Annotated in this window: 12 protein-coding genes; 8 read left to right on the top strand and 4 right to left on the bottom strand. The window is 67.3% G+C overall.

Annotation, left to right across the window (positions count from 1 at the left end; genetic code table 11):
- Positions 1-389 precede the first annotated feature (389 nt).
- On the top strand, positions 390-1,139 hold the full coding sequence (locus tag ACPDIX_RS12735; protein WP_423432183.1) for a DNRLRE domain-containing protein: 750 nt from the start codon (positions 390-392) through the stop codon (positions 1,137-1,139).
- Positions 1,118-3,277, top strand: a complete 2,160-nt coding sequence (locus tag ACPDIX_RS12730) for a polysaccharide lyase family protein (protein WP_423432182.1) — start codon at positions 1,118-1,120, stop codon at positions 3,275-3,277. The genes ACPDIX_RS12735 and ACPDIX_RS12730 overlap by 22 nt, the downstream gene beginning before the upstream one ends.
- A 107-nt stretch (positions 3,278-3,384) precedes the next feature.
- On the opposite strand, the gene ACPDIX_RS12725 is transcribed toward ACPDIX_RS12730, so the two are convergent.
- On the bottom strand, positions 3,385-4,728 hold the full coding sequence (locus ACPDIX_RS12725; protein ID WP_423432181.1) for a DUF58 domain-containing protein: 1,344 nt from the start codon (positions 4,726-4,728) through the stop codon (positions 3,385-3,387).
- A gap of 52 nt (positions 4,729-4,780) precedes the next feature.
- Positions 4,781-5,662 (bottom strand): AAA family ATPase, encoded by an 882-nt coding sequence (locus ACPDIX_RS12720; protein ID WP_423432180.1) that lies wholly within the window; start codon positions 5,660-5,662, stop codon positions 4,781-4,783.
- A 358-nt stretch (positions 5,663-6,020) separates the two neighbouring features.
- On the opposite strand from ACPDIX_RS12720, the gene ACPDIX_RS12715 reads away from it, so the two are divergent.
- The 6 genes from ACPDIX_RS12715 to uvrB all read left to right on the top strand — a co-directional run bounded on the left by ACPDIX_RS12715 (position 6,021) and on the right by uvrB (position 10,509).
- Positions 6,021-6,383, top strand: a complete 363-nt coding sequence (locus tag ACPDIX_RS12715; protein WP_423432179.1) for a hypothetical protein — start codon at positions 6,021-6,023, stop codon at positions 6,381-6,383.
- A gap of 311 nt (positions 6,384-6,694) precedes the next feature.
- On the top strand, positions 6,695-6,829 hold the full coding sequence (locus ACPDIX_RS12710) for a hypothetical protein (RefSeq protein ID WP_423432178.1): 135 nt from the start codon (positions 6,695-6,697) through the stop codon (positions 6,827-6,829).
- Between the two features lie 272 nt (positions 6,830-7,101).
- Complete coding sequence (locus tag ACPDIX_RS12705; protein WP_423432177.1) at positions 7,102-7,614, top strand: hypothetical protein; 513 nt, start codon at positions 7,102-7,104, stop codon at positions 7,612-7,614.
- Entirely contained in the window at positions 7,614-7,931 is a 318-nt protein-coding gene (locus ACPDIX_RS12700; protein ID WP_423432176.1) for a hypothetical protein, read from the top strand. The genes ACPDIX_RS12705 and ACPDIX_RS12700 overlap by 1 nt, the downstream gene beginning before the upstream one ends.
- A 96-nt stretch (positions 7,932-8,027) precedes the next feature.
- A complete protein-coding gene (locus ACPDIX_RS12695) occupies positions 8,028-8,258 on the top strand; it encodes a hypothetical protein (protein WP_423432175.1) in 231 nt (76 codons plus the stop codon).
- A gap of 73 nt (positions 8,259-8,331) precedes the next feature.
- Positions 8,332-10,509, top strand: coding sequence for an excinuclease ABC subunit UvrB (gene uvrB / locus ACPDIX_RS12690; RefSeq protein ID WP_423432174.1), 2,178 nt, complete (start codon positions 8,332-8,334; stop codon positions 10,507-10,509).
- A gap of 28 nt (positions 10,510-10,537) precedes the next feature.
- Here the strand turns inward: uvrB and ACPDIX_RS12685 are convergent, their stop codons facing one another.
- Positions 10,538-13,795 carry an excinuclease ABC subunit UvrA gene (locus ACPDIX_RS12685; protein WP_423432173.1) on the bottom strand — a complete coding sequence of 1,086 codons (3,258 nt, stop codon included), beginning with the start codon at positions 13,793-13,795 and terminating at the stop codon, positions 10,538-10,540.
- Between the two features lie 35 nt (positions 13,796-13,830).
- Positions 13,831-14,550 carry a 2-C-methyl-D-erythritol 4-phosphate cytidylyltransferase gene (gene ispD, locus ACPDIX_RS12680; RefSeq protein WP_423432172.1) on the bottom strand — a complete coding sequence of 240 codons (720 nt, stop codon included), beginning with the start codon at positions 14,548-14,550 and terminating at the stop codon, positions 13,831-13,833.
- Positions 14,551-14,600: the final 50 nt, after the last annotated feature.

The raw sequence follows: 14,600 nt of genomic DNA, 5'->3' as shown, positions 1-14,600 counted from the left end.
AGACCCGGCCCTCACCAACCCCGGGTCCATCCACGACGCGGATGGACCGCCCAAGCCTGCAGGACCTGCTCAGATTTCGAGGCCCTGCCCGGCGCGATACCGCGCCGGCAAAGGCAGGCGCACCAGGTGTCACCCCGTCCCCGTGACAAGGGCGGTTCCTCCGCGCGAACCGATCTGGCGCCCACCCGCTTGCGACGGTCCCGCACCCGCCGGCGACGGGGTGCTTTCTCCCCCGGGTGGCCTGCCTCTGGAACCATGGCCAAAATTGGCCATGGCGAAGGAGGCCCCCCGGTGGAATAATGTCCCACGCAAAACGGGACGGCGCAGCAGATGCGCCGAGGTCAGAACGAAACGTGAAACCCGACAAAAACCACGTCCTCAAACAGTCTATGAAAGTGAATCCGCGTCATGTTGGGATTTTGCTGGCCGGGTTGGTCGCCGTGGCGGTCCCGGCCCGTGCCCAGACCCAGACCAACGTCTTCACTCCGGTCGCGGACACCTTCGTCCGCTACGGGATCAACCAGGAAAACAACTACGGCTCGCTCGAGTACCTCGAGCTGTACGGCAACGGCACCGCACGCGATTACTTTTCGTACGTGCGTTTCGACCTCTCCTCGTTGCCGGCCGGGATTCAATTGACCGACGCGTCGCTCCATTTGACCAAGGTGACCGGCGGCATCCGGAACGACACCCTGACGACCGGCCGGCTGCGCATCCTGGGCCTCAACGAAGTGGACGGCAACACGCCCCAAAACTGGGACGAACTGAGCCTGACCTTCAACACCATCGGCGCCGAATGGACCAACCCGAATGAATTCGATCCGACCCGGGTGACCAGTTTCGACAATGACCTGGGCAACGAAGTGGCCGACAACACGGCCGGGTTCGCTACCATCAGCGGCGCCAACCTGGTCAGTTTCCTGAGTGACCGTCTGAATTCGGGCGGCCTGGTCACGTTCATCCTCGACTTCGCCACCACGGAAGGCGGGCGCGGCTTCGCCTTCGGGTCGCGAGAAAACACCAATCCCGATGCCCGGCCCCAGCTGACCGTGGCGTGGGTGGTACCGGAGCCGACCCTGCCCGCGCTCCTCACGCTGGGCGGTCTCCTCTTCCTGGCATGGCACCGACGCCTCCGCTGAGCCGTCGGCCTTCGGAAGGACCGATCCGGACCTTTTGCCACACCTGGCTTCCCGCGCTCCTGATGGCAGGACTGGCGGGGGCCGGGTGTTCTTTTGCGCCGGTTTCTCCGGCCAGGCGGGCGCCGACACCGGTCAGCCTCGTCGTCACGCAAGGGCACTTCATACTGGACAACGGGTTGTTGCGCGCCCGGATCGAGCAACGGTCGGGTGTCCTGGTCTCCCTCCGGTTCGAAGGGCGCGAACTGCTGGCACAACAAAGCGCCGGCGGCGCACTGGGAGGGTACTGGTCCTGGGTGGGACTCCTCACTCCCGGTCCCCGGCGCGTGGGCCAGGTACGCATCGACCCCGCCACCAACGGGGGTGCCCTGGCCGAGGTGGCCACCGAGTTCCTTCAGGACCCGGAGCGGGAACCCGCCTCCGTCGAGATGAGCCTTCGCTACACCATGCTGCGCGGCGAGCCGTGTCTCTACGTGAGCGCGGTCTGGAGGCATCGGGCCGGCGATCCGCCCCTGGCCGTGGGAGAAGCCCGCTACGCGCTGAAGTTGAATCCGGACCTGTTTGATTTCCTGTCGGTGGACAAAACCCGTCAACGGCACATGCCCGCCCCGGCAGACTGGGACCGGGGCGAACCCACCAACCTGAAAGAGGCTCGTCGCCTGGTCACGGGGCGGCACGCCGGCACGGTCGAACACAAATACGACTACGCCGCCCCGCTGTACGAAATCCCCGCCTACGGCTGGAGCAGCACACGCGAACGAATCGGTCTTTGGATCGTGCAACCCTCGTGGGAGTCGGTGGCCGGCGGCCCCACCAAGGTGGAACTGACCGGTCATCTCGACGTCAACCCGGGTGGCACCCCCACGCTCCTGTGGATGTGGCTGGGCAGCCACTACGGCGGCAGCTCCCTGGTGGTGGGCACCAACGAAACCTGGAGCAAGTTCATCGGTCCCATCGCCCTGTACTGCAATCGAGGCGGCCGGCCGGCGCAGCTTTGGGGCGACGCACTCGAACGCGCCCGTGCCGAAGCCGCCCGTTGGCCGTACGATTGGGTGCGCGATCCCGACTACCCGCCCGCCTCCGAACGAGCGGTCGTCCGAGGCCGCATCCGGCTCCTGAATCCGGAGACGACCCCTTCCCGCCACGGCCGCATGTGGGTGGGCCTCACCGCACCGGACCATCCCGTGCCCGCGATCCGGGGCCGCGGGCGCCGCTTCAACCGTCCCGGCTTGGCCTTCACCAATGCCACGCCCACCGCCCCACCCGGGCTCACCAACCGGTCACCCGACTTTTTCCGGGGCTTTCCACCGCTGGTGGACTGGCAGCGCGACGGCAAACACTACCAGTTCTGGACCCGGGCACGGCCCGACGGCTCCTTCGAAATCCCGCACGTCCGGCCGGGAACCTGGACCTTGCACGCCTTCGCCGAGGGCGTGCTCGGTGAGTTGGTGCGAACCGGCGTAACGGTCCGAGCCGGGCAGCAGCTCGATCTCGGAGAGATTCCCTGGCAACCGGAGCGTTTCGGCCGCACGCTCTGGGAAATCGGTGTGCCCGACCGCACCGCCCGCGAGTTCCGACACGGCGATCACTACTGGCAGTGGGGCCTCTACCTCCGTTACCCACAGGAGTTCCCGCACGACGTGGATTACGTGATCGGCCGCAGCGACTGGCGCCGGGACTGGAACTACGTGCAGCCGCCCCGCATCCGCGCATTGCCCGGCATACCCTTGTCAGAAGAGCAGGAAATCACCGAGGAACCCGATCCACCCGCCAACGGAAACGCAGGCCCCCGAACCCGCGTGGAGCCCACGACATGGACCATCCGCTTTGCCCTGCCGGAGCCCGTGCGAGGGACGGCGGTCCTGCGCATGGCCTTCTGTGGAGCCGGCCCGCGTTGCCGGATCGAAGTGGCCGTCAACGGCCGCCCGGTCGGCGACACCGGCCTGTTGCCTGCCACCAGCACCATGCATCGGGATGGCATCACGGGGTACTGGACCGAGCGCCGCGTCCGTTTCGACGCCGCCCTGCTGCGTGCGGGTGAGAACCGGATCACGCTGCACCTCCCGGCCGAGTCCTGGACCCAGGGCGTCCTCTACGATTATCTCCGGCTCGAGCTGGCAGAGGATCCGGACGCTCCCTGAAGACCTCATCGTTCAGCCCGGCCACGAGAGCCCTGCCCCGGGCTCGCACCACGCAAGCCGGAGCAGCCATCCGGCCACGGCCGGTCAAACCCGCACGGCCCGTCCCCTCAGCTCAGGCCGGCAAGTTGCTCTTCCAACCGGCCCGGTTCGAGCACCGTGAACCACCCGGGCCGATCCCGCAGCGGGCCGGGATCCGGTCGGCCCGGCAACGGATCCACCGGCACCACCAGCACCCGCACCGGCACGCCGGCCTGGACGAGTTTCTCCACCAGGCCGCGCCGCGGTTCGTCCCATGCCAGCAACACGCATAGACACCCGCTGATCTCGCCAACATGCCCGAGCACCAACTGCTCCAACGCGGCAAAGGGTCGGGACCCGCAGGGACGCACCGACGCCAGCACCTCCAGCATCTGCTCCACATGCCCCACGCCGCGGCCCACGGTGAACCGGTACGCCTCCGGCCCCACAAACATCAGGTCCAACAGCGACTCCTGCGTGGGCACCGCACAGGCCAGGGACGCCGCCACCGCAACCGCCGCCTCGAAAGCCTCGTGCTCCGGCCAGTCGGTGAAGGTGTCCAGAACGAGCGCGTGCCGGACGAAGAACTCATCCTCGAACTCCTTGACAATCGGCCGGCCCACCTTCGCCCAGCTTCGCCAGTGGATGTGCCGCACCGGATCGCCGCGGCGATAGTCCCGCAGGCTCACGAATTCCTCGCTCTGTCCCACGTGCGTGGCCAGGGCCACCCCGCCCGGTTGATAACGCGGTTGTCCCGGCAGCTCCAGCGGCGGCACATGATACCGACGCGGCAAGACCACCAGTTTCTGCCGCACGCGGAACCGCCGCAGCACCCGCACCAGACCGAGCGGATCCGTGCGGCCCAGGGCCAGTTCATCCATCTCCAGCAGGCCGCGCCGCCACACCACGGCCTCCAACGTCACTGTGCCCGTCTGACCCGGGGCCAGCGGCGGCAGCGGCCCCTGACAGAGCTGCGGCAGCCGCCAAAGCCGCCGGGGACGGCGCATCGGCCGGAACGATCGTAGCCGGCGCCGCTCCGCCCGCCGCCACAAGGCGCGTTCAACCGGGCTCTCCCACGCCGGCCCCACCTCTTCCAACACCATCAGGCCGCGTTGGGTACGCCGGGTGTGGTTGCGGACCCGGACCCGGTAACGAAACGGCACGCCGGCGGTCACGAACTGCGGCAGCTCGCGCCGGACCTCGAACCGGCCCCGCATCCACCCGGCCGAAAGCGCCGAAGCCAACAACAGGCCGAACAACAGGCTGAAGACCTGGTAGGTCAGGGCGTTTTCCGGGTCCAAACCCATCGAACCACTCAACACCATGGCCAACAGCAGGGCCAGCCCGGCCGGGGTAAACCGCCGTCGCAACCAGCGGCGGAACCGATGCAAACTGCGCACCGGACGACGTCGCCGAAGCCGTCCAAGATTCATGGCCTCACCACCATGCCGCGCCCAAACGGACCCGCCGCAGGGCCGCCGCGCCTCACGCCGGCACCGGCACCTGGTGCAGGATCTCCTCCACCACCGACACCGCCGTGCGACCGGAAAAACGCGCCTGCGGATGCATCACCAGCCGGTGCGCGATGACCGGCACGGCCAGCTCCTGCACCTGATCCGGCGTCACGAAATCCAGACCATCAAACAGCGCCAGTGCCTGGGCGGCTTTCATGAGGGCGATGGACGCGCGCGGGCTGGCCCCCAGCTGCACACCCTCGGCCGTTCGCGTGGCCCGCACCAGATCCACGATGTAGCGTTTCAGTTCCTCGCTGATCCGGACCTGTTCCACCACCGCCCGCAACGCCCGCACCTCGTCCAAACTTGCGCACGGCTCCAGGTCCTCCAAAGGATGGTTGTGTTGTTGCGCCGTCAGAATGGCCACCTCCTCCTCCGGCCGCACATACCCCAGCGTGAACTGCATCGCAAACCGGTCCATCTGCGCCTCCGGCAGCGGATAGGTCCCGCGAAATTCGACCGGATTCTGTGTGGCAATCACGAAAAACACGTCCGGCAAATCGCGTCGCTCCCCCTCGACACTGACCTGTCCCTCGCCCATGGCCTCCAGCAACGCCGATTGAGTGCGCGGTGAGGCCCGGTTGATCTCGTCGGCCAGCAGAATGTTCGTGAAGACCGGTCCCTCGTGAAAATGAAACTGCTGGTCCAACTGGCTGAAGACCGAAACGCCCAGGATGTCCGAGGGCAACAAATCCGGCGTGAACTGAATCCGTTTGAAGGTGGCGGCGATGGACCGGGCCAGTGCCTTGGCCAAAGTGGTCTTGCCGGTGCCGGGGAAATCCTCCAGCAACACGTGCCCGCCACTGGCAAAGGCCGCCAGCAACTTCCGCGTGGCGGCTGCCTGCCCCTGCATCACCCGCGCAATATTGCGCGAAATCCGGTCAACCACTTCCCGCGCCGCGGCCAACATCGCCGGAGTCAATTCCCCCGGCCCACGCACCCTGAATCCGGACGGACTGGTCACATGATCTGCCATGTATGCCGCCCGCACTGTAGCCTTGCGCCCGGGCCCGCGCGATCCAAAATCAGACGGGTGCCGCGGCGCCCGTGTCGCCGGCACCCCCGACATCCGGGGCAACCAACGCTCGCAAGCGCGTCCTCCGCCCGCTCCGCTCCCAGCGGAATGCCCCGGCAGGTCTGCACGTCGGCACGCGAAGGCCGTCCATTGCCGAAGGCCCCCACACCCTGACCTTGCTCGCCCCCAACAGCCCATGAAGGCCCCACCCTGCCAAGCCCAGCCGGGCGCACCAGCGGTGGAACCCCGCAGGTTGACACGCTGCTTCAACGGCTTTGTCGCTGTGGACCGGCTCGACCTGGCGAACGGCGCGGACCAACTGGTGCTCGAGTATTCACACGGCGTGAAGAAAAAACTCGGCCTCGCCATGGCTCTCATGGGTCAACCGGAGGTCCTCTTACAGGACAAACCCTTTGAGGGCGTGGACCCGGTCCTGATCCGCGGGATCCGCGACCTGCTGCGACAGTTCGTGGAACGGGGGCGGCACCGTGTTCCTGACGTCGCACGTCCTCGAAATCGTGGAAAAACCCTGCACACAAGTGGGGATCATCGTCCCTAGCCGGCTCCGGCTGCACGGCAGCCTGAATGAACTCGCCCGGGAAGGCCGGCTGGAAGAACGATTCCTGGCGCTATCGCGGCGGTCACCCGCCGACAGCCCCGATCTCAGCTGGTGGACAGATCGAGGCTGCGCCAAGATCCGGCCGCTGAGGATGCTGCTCTGGCTGCGCTGGAGGCTGGCACGGCATCAGTGGTGGCTGGGACAGCTGATCCTGCAGATCATCGGAGCCGTGGCAGTGGGCGCCGGGGCACTGCTGCTGGGCATCGGGTCGCTGACCGGCTTTCTGGCAGGATCCATACTTGGCGCCGGGCATGCCCCCTGGCGTCCACCGGCTGATCGGGCACGGCCTGACAGCAACCGTGCTGTATGTCGAGATCCTGGATCTGTCCGTCGCCCTCCAGGGGAAGCTCCCGGAGATACGGAAGCTGCTCATCCTTCCGGTCTAGCCCGGTGAACTTTTCAAGGCGCACAGGCTGGGTTTTCTGCTCTCGCACATGCGCGTGGGGCTTTGGGCGACTTCAATGGCCTTTCTCACGGGCCCGGCCCTGAAGACGGACCGCGTTGGTTGTGGCTGATGCCGGTCGTCACCGTCCTGCTGGCAGGAATGGGCGTCTCGCGGTACTACGCCCACGCCCTCAGCGTGGTCCGGGTCCGCAATCCGGCAGGACGCCGCCTCCCAGGGAGTGGGCACGCATGACTTCTCCTGCTGTTGGTCAGCGTGGCAGCGCACCATGCGCAGCCCACGCCTCCCGCCCAACGAACGCCGGGTCCGAACCGGGTCCTTCAGGCGGATCCGGCGCAAGATGCCCGCCAGCAGGCGGTCTTGCAGATCGCCGTCTGGGAACGGATCCTGCGGCCCTTGGAAAGCTGGCTGCCACCCTTCTCACCCGGCCGCGCGGCCGGGCAACTCGCGGAAGGTCGGTTCACGCCCGTCGTCCTTGTCACCGCGGCCTTCACTCCATGGGCCGGGCTCGGCTGGTGGATCGCCTGCCGCGTCACATGGCAAGGGTACCACAGTGAGAAGGGGCGGCGCCGGGGCATCAGGGCCGGGCTGGAACGGGGTGAAGCAGCCCAGGGCCCGGCACGTGCGAGGTTCGGTTGGGACCTGCCCGGTTTGTTGCCCGGAACAGCCGCAGTGGCACGCGCCATGTTTCATGCCACGCGACGTGACCCGGAGGTTCTCATGTCGCTCGCCCTTGCCGTTGCGATTCCCTGGTTCTTCCTTCAGTAGTGGCTGCATTCGCCGGGCGGGCGCTGGACGCCTCCGTCAGGATGGCTTTTGCTGCTCCGGGCCCTGTTGGCGATGGCACACTCCAGGCCAGCTGGCTGGCCAACCAGCACGGTTTGGCCGGCCCGGGCGTTGCGCTCTGGGTCCTGAGTCGCCTGGATCGAACCCGAATGGTGCAGAGGCACCACCCCGCATGGCTGGCGTTGACGTGGTTGGGACTCTGGCCCTCACTGGCCCCGGGTATCGTCTGCCTCCGACCTCCGGCATGGGAAGCCGGAGCGGTGATCCTGCAGGATCTGGGAATCACGATGCTGCGCTGACTGGGCGGTATGTTCCTGAGTGCGCTGGACCGGCATCGAATCCAGCGAGGCACATCCCGCCGGTCCGTCTTTTCGCCCTGCGCAGTGGTTTCGTCCATGCCCTCGTTGTTGATCCATCTGGTGGCCGCGTCGCCGGCAGCCGGCGCACTCCTGGGTGGGACCCTGCTGGAGCGCACAGTGGGTCTGCCACGCGGACCGGTCGTTGTCATGGCTTCGCTCGTCTGCCTGGCCGGCATGGTGGCTGTCTACGCCGCCCTAATCCCTCAGGCCGCACGGGCATTCGAACACCGGGACCGCCAGGTCCGGCAGGTTTTGCATGCAGGTTGATTGAACGCGCAGGGACAGGTGCCCGGCGCTGCCGGCATTGACGGGCCCCGGCCCGTGGCCTACGGTCCGGACCGTGGAGTTCAAGCTGGTGGCACCCTACGAGCCGGCCGGGGATCAACCCCAGGCCATCGAAAAACTGGTGGAAGGGTTGGAGGCCGGCGCCCGGCACCAGGTCCTGCTGGGCGTGACCGGCTCGGGAAAGACCTTCACCATCGCCAATGTCATCGCCCGCGTGCAACGTCCCACCCTGGTGATCTCGCACAACAAGACGCTGGCCGCCCAGTTGTACGCCGAGTTCAAGGGATTCTTCCCCCACAACGCCGTGGAATACTTCATCAGCTACTTCGATTACTACCAGCCCGAGGCGTACATCCCCAGCACCGACACCTACATCGAAAAAGACTCCAGCATCAACGAGGAGATCGAACGGATGCGGCTCTCCACCATGAGCAGCCTCTTTGCCCGGCGCGACGTGATCGTGGTGGCCAGTGTCTCGTGCATCTACGGCATCGGCAGCAAGGACGATTACGAGGCCATGCTCATCCACCTCCGGGTGGGCCAGAACCTGAGCCGCGAACAGTTGCTGGAGAAACTGGTCGCGCTCCAGTACAGCCGCAACGACATCGCCTTCCAGCGGGGGCATTTCCGCGTGCGCGGGGACACGGTGGAACTCTGCCCGGCCTACAGCGAGGAGGCCGTCCGCGTCGAGTTCTTCGGGGACGAAATCGAGCGGCTGACCCGCTTCGATCCGCTGACCGGCCGCAAACTGGAGGAACCGCGGCAACTGACCATTTTCCCCGGCAAACAGTTCGTCACCACGGCCGACAAACTCAAACGCGCCCTGGTGACCATCCGTGAGGAACTCGAAGAACGCGTGGCCTGGTTCGAAAAACAGGGCAAGCTCCTGGAAGCCCAGCGGCTGCGGATGCGGACGGAATACGACCTGGCCATGCTCGAGGAAATGGGTTTCTGCTCGGGCATCGAGAACTATTCACGCCACATTGCCGGGCGCCCCCCGGGGTCGCGACCCTGCACCCTCCTGGATTTCATGCCCGAAGATTACCTGCTGGTCATTGACGAATCGCACGTCACCATCCCCCAGCTCGGCGGGATGTACGAGGGCGATCGCTCCCGCAAACAAACGCTGGTGGACCACGGATTCCGCCTCCCCAGCGCCCTGGACAACCGGCCCCTCCGGTTCGACGAGTTCCAGGCCCTCCAGGGACCGACCATCTACGTGAGCGCCACACCCGGCGCGCGCGAACTCCAATGGGCCCGCGAAGACGCCCTCCGCCGGCTGGGCCGGAAGGTCCTCGTCCCGGGTGCCGACCTGCCGCAGGCCGGCACGCAGGCCGACAACCCGCTGGCCGGGCCGATGCCCGGCGTGGTGGAACTGGTGGTGCGACCCACCGGCCTGGTGGATCCCAAGGTCACCGTCAAACCGTTGCGCGGTCAGATTGACGATCTTATCGAGCAATGCCGCAAACGGGCCGACGCGGGCGAACGCGTCCTGGTCACCACACTGACCAAACGCACAGCCGAGGAACTCACCGATTACCTCCGGGAGATCGGCATCCGCGTCCAGTACCTCCACAGCGAAATTGACGCTCTCGAGCGGGTGGAAATCCTGCGCGCCCTGCGCAAGGGCGAGTTCGACGTCCTGGTCGGCATCAACCTGCTTCGTGAAGGGTTGGATTTGCCGGAAGTCTCGCTGGTGGCCATCCTTGACGCCGACAAGGAAGGGTTCCTCCGCAGCGAGACCAGCCTCATCCAGACGGCCGGCCGCGCCGCCCGACATCTCAACGGCGAGGTGATCCTCTACGCCGACGTGATGACCGAAAGCATCCGGCGCTTCCTCGCCGTCACGGAGTACCGGCGCCGAAAACAGCTCGAATACAATCGCATCCACGGCATCACCCCCCGCAGCGTCCGGCGTGCCGTCGAAGAAAGCCTGCACCTCCGGGAAACCACCCGGCAACAGGCCGACACCGTCCTGCGCGAAACGGGCATGGACGCTGACCTCAGCGAGACCATCCGCGAACTCGAGGAGGAAATGCTGGCGGCGGCCGACCGACTGGAATTCGAAAAGGCCGCGCTCCTGCGCGACCAGATCCGGGAATTGAAACGCGCCCTCGCGACCGGTCCCGCCTCCGCCGGGACCGGCCCCGTCGCAGAGTCGCGTGGGCCCAAGGTGAAGTACCCGCGGCCCCGCGCCGGCACCGGCAACCGTGCCCGGCGCACCGCACCCTGAGCCGCGGCGCCCCGTTCACGCGAGGGTTTCACCCAGTCGGTGCCGCCCGAACCATCCGCCGCTGCACCCCTGCCGCTCCCGCGAGCACGTCGCGCAACGCCCGGCCGGTGTGACTCTCCGGACAGGCGGCCACCGTCTCCGGCGGTCCCGCCACCACCAGGCGGCCTCCCCCGTCGCCCGCCTCGGGCCCCAGGTCAATCACCCAGTCGGCGCATTTGATCACCTCGAGGTTGTGCTCGATCACCACCAGCGAATGCCCCCGGTCCACCAACCGCTGAAACGTCTCCAGCAGAATCCGCACATCATCGAAATGCAGCCCCGTCGTGGGCTCGTCGAACAACAGCAACAGCGTCCCGCAGCCCCCGGCACGCGAAACGTTTTCCTCCTGGGAAACGGCCGCCAGATGCCGCACCAGTTTGAGCCTCTGACTTTCGCCGCCGCTCAGGGTGTTGAGTGGTTGACCCAGCCGCAAATACCCCAGCCCCACCGCCTGCAACAGCCGCAACGCCGCGCACGCCTCCCGCACCGCCGCCGGCCGTTCCCGGAACGCCTCCAGCCACGTCACGGCCTCGTCCACCGTCGCCTCCAGCAGATCGGCAATGGACCACGCCGCGGCACCCTCCGGGGTCAGTTTGACCTCCAGGACCTCCGGCCGGTACCGCCGCCCCTGGCAGTCGGGACACCGCACGAACACGTCGCTCAGGAACTGCATCTCGATCTTCTCGAATCCGGCGCCGCGACACCGCTCGCACTGCCCCTGCGAGGAATTGAAACTGAAGGCCGCGGGACGCAGGCCGCGAGACCGCGCCTCGGCCGAAGCCGCAAACAATTCCCGCAACGGCTCGAACGCCCCGGTGTACACGGCCGGATTGGACCGGGGCGTACGGCCCAGGGGTGACTGATCCACCCACGCCCAGCCCCTCACCGCTTCCCATCCTTCGAGAACCGCCCCCGCGGGATCGGCCCCGACCGGTTCATCCGGTTCAGGCGCGTTGTCGGAGTCGAAGCCGTCCGGGTTCCAGTCACGGTCCCTGCCCCCTTCGACGGCCGCCACCCGCGCCGCCAGTGCCGGAACCAACACCTCGCGCACCAGGGTGCTCTTGCCGGAACCGCTCACCCCGGTGATGCAAACGAAACGCCGCAGCGGGATCGCCACGGTCAGATCCCGCAGATTGTGCCGCCGCGCGTGACGAATCGTCAGCCAGGAAACCTCCGCAGCCGGGGCCCCGCTCCAGGGCTGATCCCGCAGGACCGCCGTCTCCGCCTCCATCCGCCGCTCCGACGCAGGGCCGACGGACGGTTCGGGCGACGCCACCGGCACCGGCCGCCGGACGGGAACGGGAATGACACAACGGCCCGAAAGATACCGGCCGGTCAACGACCGCGCCGAGCGCAGCATCTGCCGGTAGGTGCCCTGGAAAACGATCTGCCCGCCCGCCGCGCCCCGACCGGGGCCCAGCTCCACCAAATGATCCGCCGCGCGAATCACGCCCGCTTCGTGCTCGACCACCAGCACCGTGTTGCCGGCGTCACGCAGCCGGCGCAGGATCTGCACCAGCCGATCCGTGTCGCGCGGGTGCAGCCCCACGCTCGGCTCGTCCAACACGAAAAGCGTGTTGACAAGCAACGACCCCAGACAGGCCGTCAGATTCACACGCTCCGTTTCCCCGCCGGACAGCGTGCGCGTGGGCCGGTCGAGTGTCAGATAGCCCAAGCCCACCTCATCGAGGTAGCGCAGCCGGGACAACACCTCTTCCAGCGCCACGGTCACGGGGTCCTGCGGACGGCCCCGGTGGTGCCGGGCCGCATCGGTTATGAGCGCCCGGGCATCCCGCACCGGCAGGGCATAGAAATCAGCCAGGGACAAGCCCGGCAACGGCGGCAGATCCTTCGGTCCCGAACGCGACGGGGGCCGGACAACGGGTTGTTCGGTCCCGCCTGTCGCCACGGGAACCAGCCAACGGTAAAGGAGCGTCTCGGGCCGGAACCGTGTGCCCCCGCAGGCCGGACAGGTCACATAGGCACGATAACGGGACAACAGCACCCGCACGTGCATCTTGTAAGTCTTGCTCTCCAGCCAGCGGAAATAACCCCGAACACCGTACCACGTGCGCGGCCATTCATGTTCCTCGTCCTTGCCGTACTCCGGATCCCCTTCCAGGATCCATTCCTGCCATTCGGGTTTGAGCCGGGCGAACGGAACGTCCGTGGGAATGCCGAGCACCCGGCACATCCGCAGCAGATCCCGCTGGCATTCGCGGCCCATGCCGGTCTGCCAGGGCCGGATGGCACCCTCGGCCAGCGTGCGGTTCGGGTCGGGCACCGCCCTCCGGTAATCAATCGCGATGATGCGACCAAACCCCTTGCACTCCGGGCATGCGCCCAGCGGATGATTGAAGCTGAACCGGGCCGGCGAGGGCTCCGGATACTCGATGTTGCAGTGCGGGCAGTGGCGGCCCAGCGAAAAGGGCAGTTGCTCATGGACAACAAAACGCCGGCCGCCGTTCTCCGCCTCCCCGGCGCCGCCCGCCACCGCCGACACGAGGCGAACGGTCAGCCGGCCGCGCCCGAAATGATAGGCCTGTTCACACGCCTCCAGAAACCGCCCGCGGCCCGCCGGCCCGGGACCCACACGATCCTGCACCACCGTCAGGCTCGCCGGTCGAACCGCATCGGAGGCGGCCCGCTCCTGCCAGGTCTCGATCCGTTCCACCCGATCCTCCCACCAGAGACGGCGATAGCCCTGGCGCTCGAGCAGGGAAAGCGAATCCGCCAGCGACATGCGCTCGGACAGGGGCAGGTCGAACGTCACGACCGCCTCGCAACCGGGATGTCGGGCCGACGCCTGCACCACCGCCTCCCACACGGCCGAAGGCGTGTCCCGCCGCACCGGCCGGCCGCACCCCCGGCAATGCAACGTGGCCAGAAACGGCCAGAGCACCTTCATGTAATCGCAGATCTCGGTCATGGTGCCGACCGTGGACCGCGTCGTGCGGACCGTGTTGCACTGTTCGAGCGCAATGGCCGGCGGGATGTTCTCGATCTCGTCCACGGCCGGTTTGTCCATCCGATCGAAAAACTGCCGGGCATAGGGTGAAAACGTTTCGATGTACCGGCGCTGGCCCTCCGCGTACAGGGTGTCGAACGCAAGTGAACTCTTGCCCGAACCGCTCAGGCCGGTGATGACGACAAGCCGGTGCTGCGGCAGCTCCAGATCGAACCCTTTCAGGTTGTTCTGTCGCACCCCGCGGAGTCGAATGGGCGGCAATGCCACGCGCTCGGCCATCGGAGAGCAGAAAGGTTCCGTCCGCCGGCAGCTTGTCAAGAAGCCGCTCCCCCGGACGCCGCGCCCGCCCGGGCCTGCATCCGCCCCAACAACCACTCCAAATAAGGCACGTCCTCCGGCCGGGTGAGTTTGGGATTGGGCGCCGGATGCACCACCAATTCGACCGGTTGACCGATCAACTCGCACGCGGCGGTGTCATCGGTGATCTCCACACCCCGCCGTTCCACCTCCTCCAGCGCACGCCGCAGGACCTCGACCCGGAACGTCTGCGGCGTTTGCACGGCCCAAAGCCGCGTGCGATCCAGCGTCCGTTTCACGAACCGGCCGTCCTCCGATTCCTTGATCGTGTCGGTCATCGGTCGGGCCGCCACCGCGGCGCCGGTGCGCCGGGCCGCCTCGTAGCAGGCCCGGATCAACTCCGGATGCGTGCACGGACGGGCAGCGTCCTGCACGGCCACCAGTTCCGCCCGCGGATCCACCGCCGCCAGCCCGTTCCGCACCGAATCCTGTCGTCGCGCCCCGCCGGCCACCACGCGGTACGGTTTGCCCAGCCCGTAGCGCCGGGCCAGCTCCGCCACATCCTCCATCCGCTCCAAACGCGTCACAATCACCACCTCCTCCACCTCGGGCAGCCGATCGAACACGGCCCAGGTGTGGGCCAGCACGGGACGACCGGCCAGCTCCAGCCAGAGCTTGTCCACCTGGCCGCCCATCCGCGTGCCGCGACCGGCAGCCACCAAAACCGCGCTGTTCATGCTGACCAGTCTAGGCGTGACTTCCCGGGCGCCAAGGGGCAATCCCCGCC

This window comes from Limisphaera sp. 4302-co, from assembly GCF_049537155.1.
Taxonomy (GTDB): Bacteria; Verrucomicrobiota; Verrucomicrobiia; order Limisphaerales; family Limisphaeraceae; genus Limisphaera.
The sequence above is the reverse complement of the archived record's forward strand: the minus strand, read 5'-3'. Positions and strand labels throughout refer to the sequence as shown.

Excerpts from the sequence above, each read along its gene's own strand:
- ACPDIX_RS12735 (WP_423432183.1), top strand. The coding sequence starts at position 390 with ATGAAAGTGAATCCGCGTCATGTTGGGATTTTGCTGGCCGGGTTGGTC.
- ACPDIX_RS12730 (WP_423432182.1), top strand. The coding sequence starts at position 1,118 with ATGGCACCGACGCCTCCGCTGAGCCGTCGGCCTTCGGAAGGACCGATC.
- ACPDIX_RS12725 (WP_423432181.1), bottom strand. The coding sequence starts at position 4,728 with ATGAATCTTGGACGGCTTCGGCGACGTCGTCCGGTGCGCAGTTTGCAT.
- ACPDIX_RS12720 (WP_423432180.1), bottom strand. The coding sequence starts at position 5,662 with ATGCAGGGGCAGGCAGCCGCCACGCGGAAGTTGCTGGCGGCCTTTGCC.
- ACPDIX_RS12715 (WP_423432179.1), top strand. The coding sequence starts at position 6,021 with ATGAAGGCCCCACCCTGCCAAGCCCAGCCGGGCGCACCAGCGGTGGAA.
- ACPDIX_RS12710 (WP_423432178.1), top strand. The coding sequence starts at position 6,695 with ATGCCCCCTGGCGTCCACCGGCTGATCGGGCACGGCCTGACAGCAACC.
- ACPDIX_RS12695 (WP_423432175.1), top strand. The coding sequence starts at position 8,028 with ATGCCCTCGTTGTTGATCCATCTGGTGGCCGCGTCGCCGGCAGCCGGC.
- ACPDIX_RS12685 (WP_423432173.1), bottom strand. The coding sequence starts at position 13,795 with ATGGCCGAGCGCGTGGCATTGCCGCCCATTCGACTCCGCGGGGTGCGA.
- ispD (WP_423432172.1), bottom strand. The coding sequence starts at position 14,550 with ATGAACAGCGCGGTTTTGGTGGCTGCCGGTCGCGGCACGCGGATGGGC.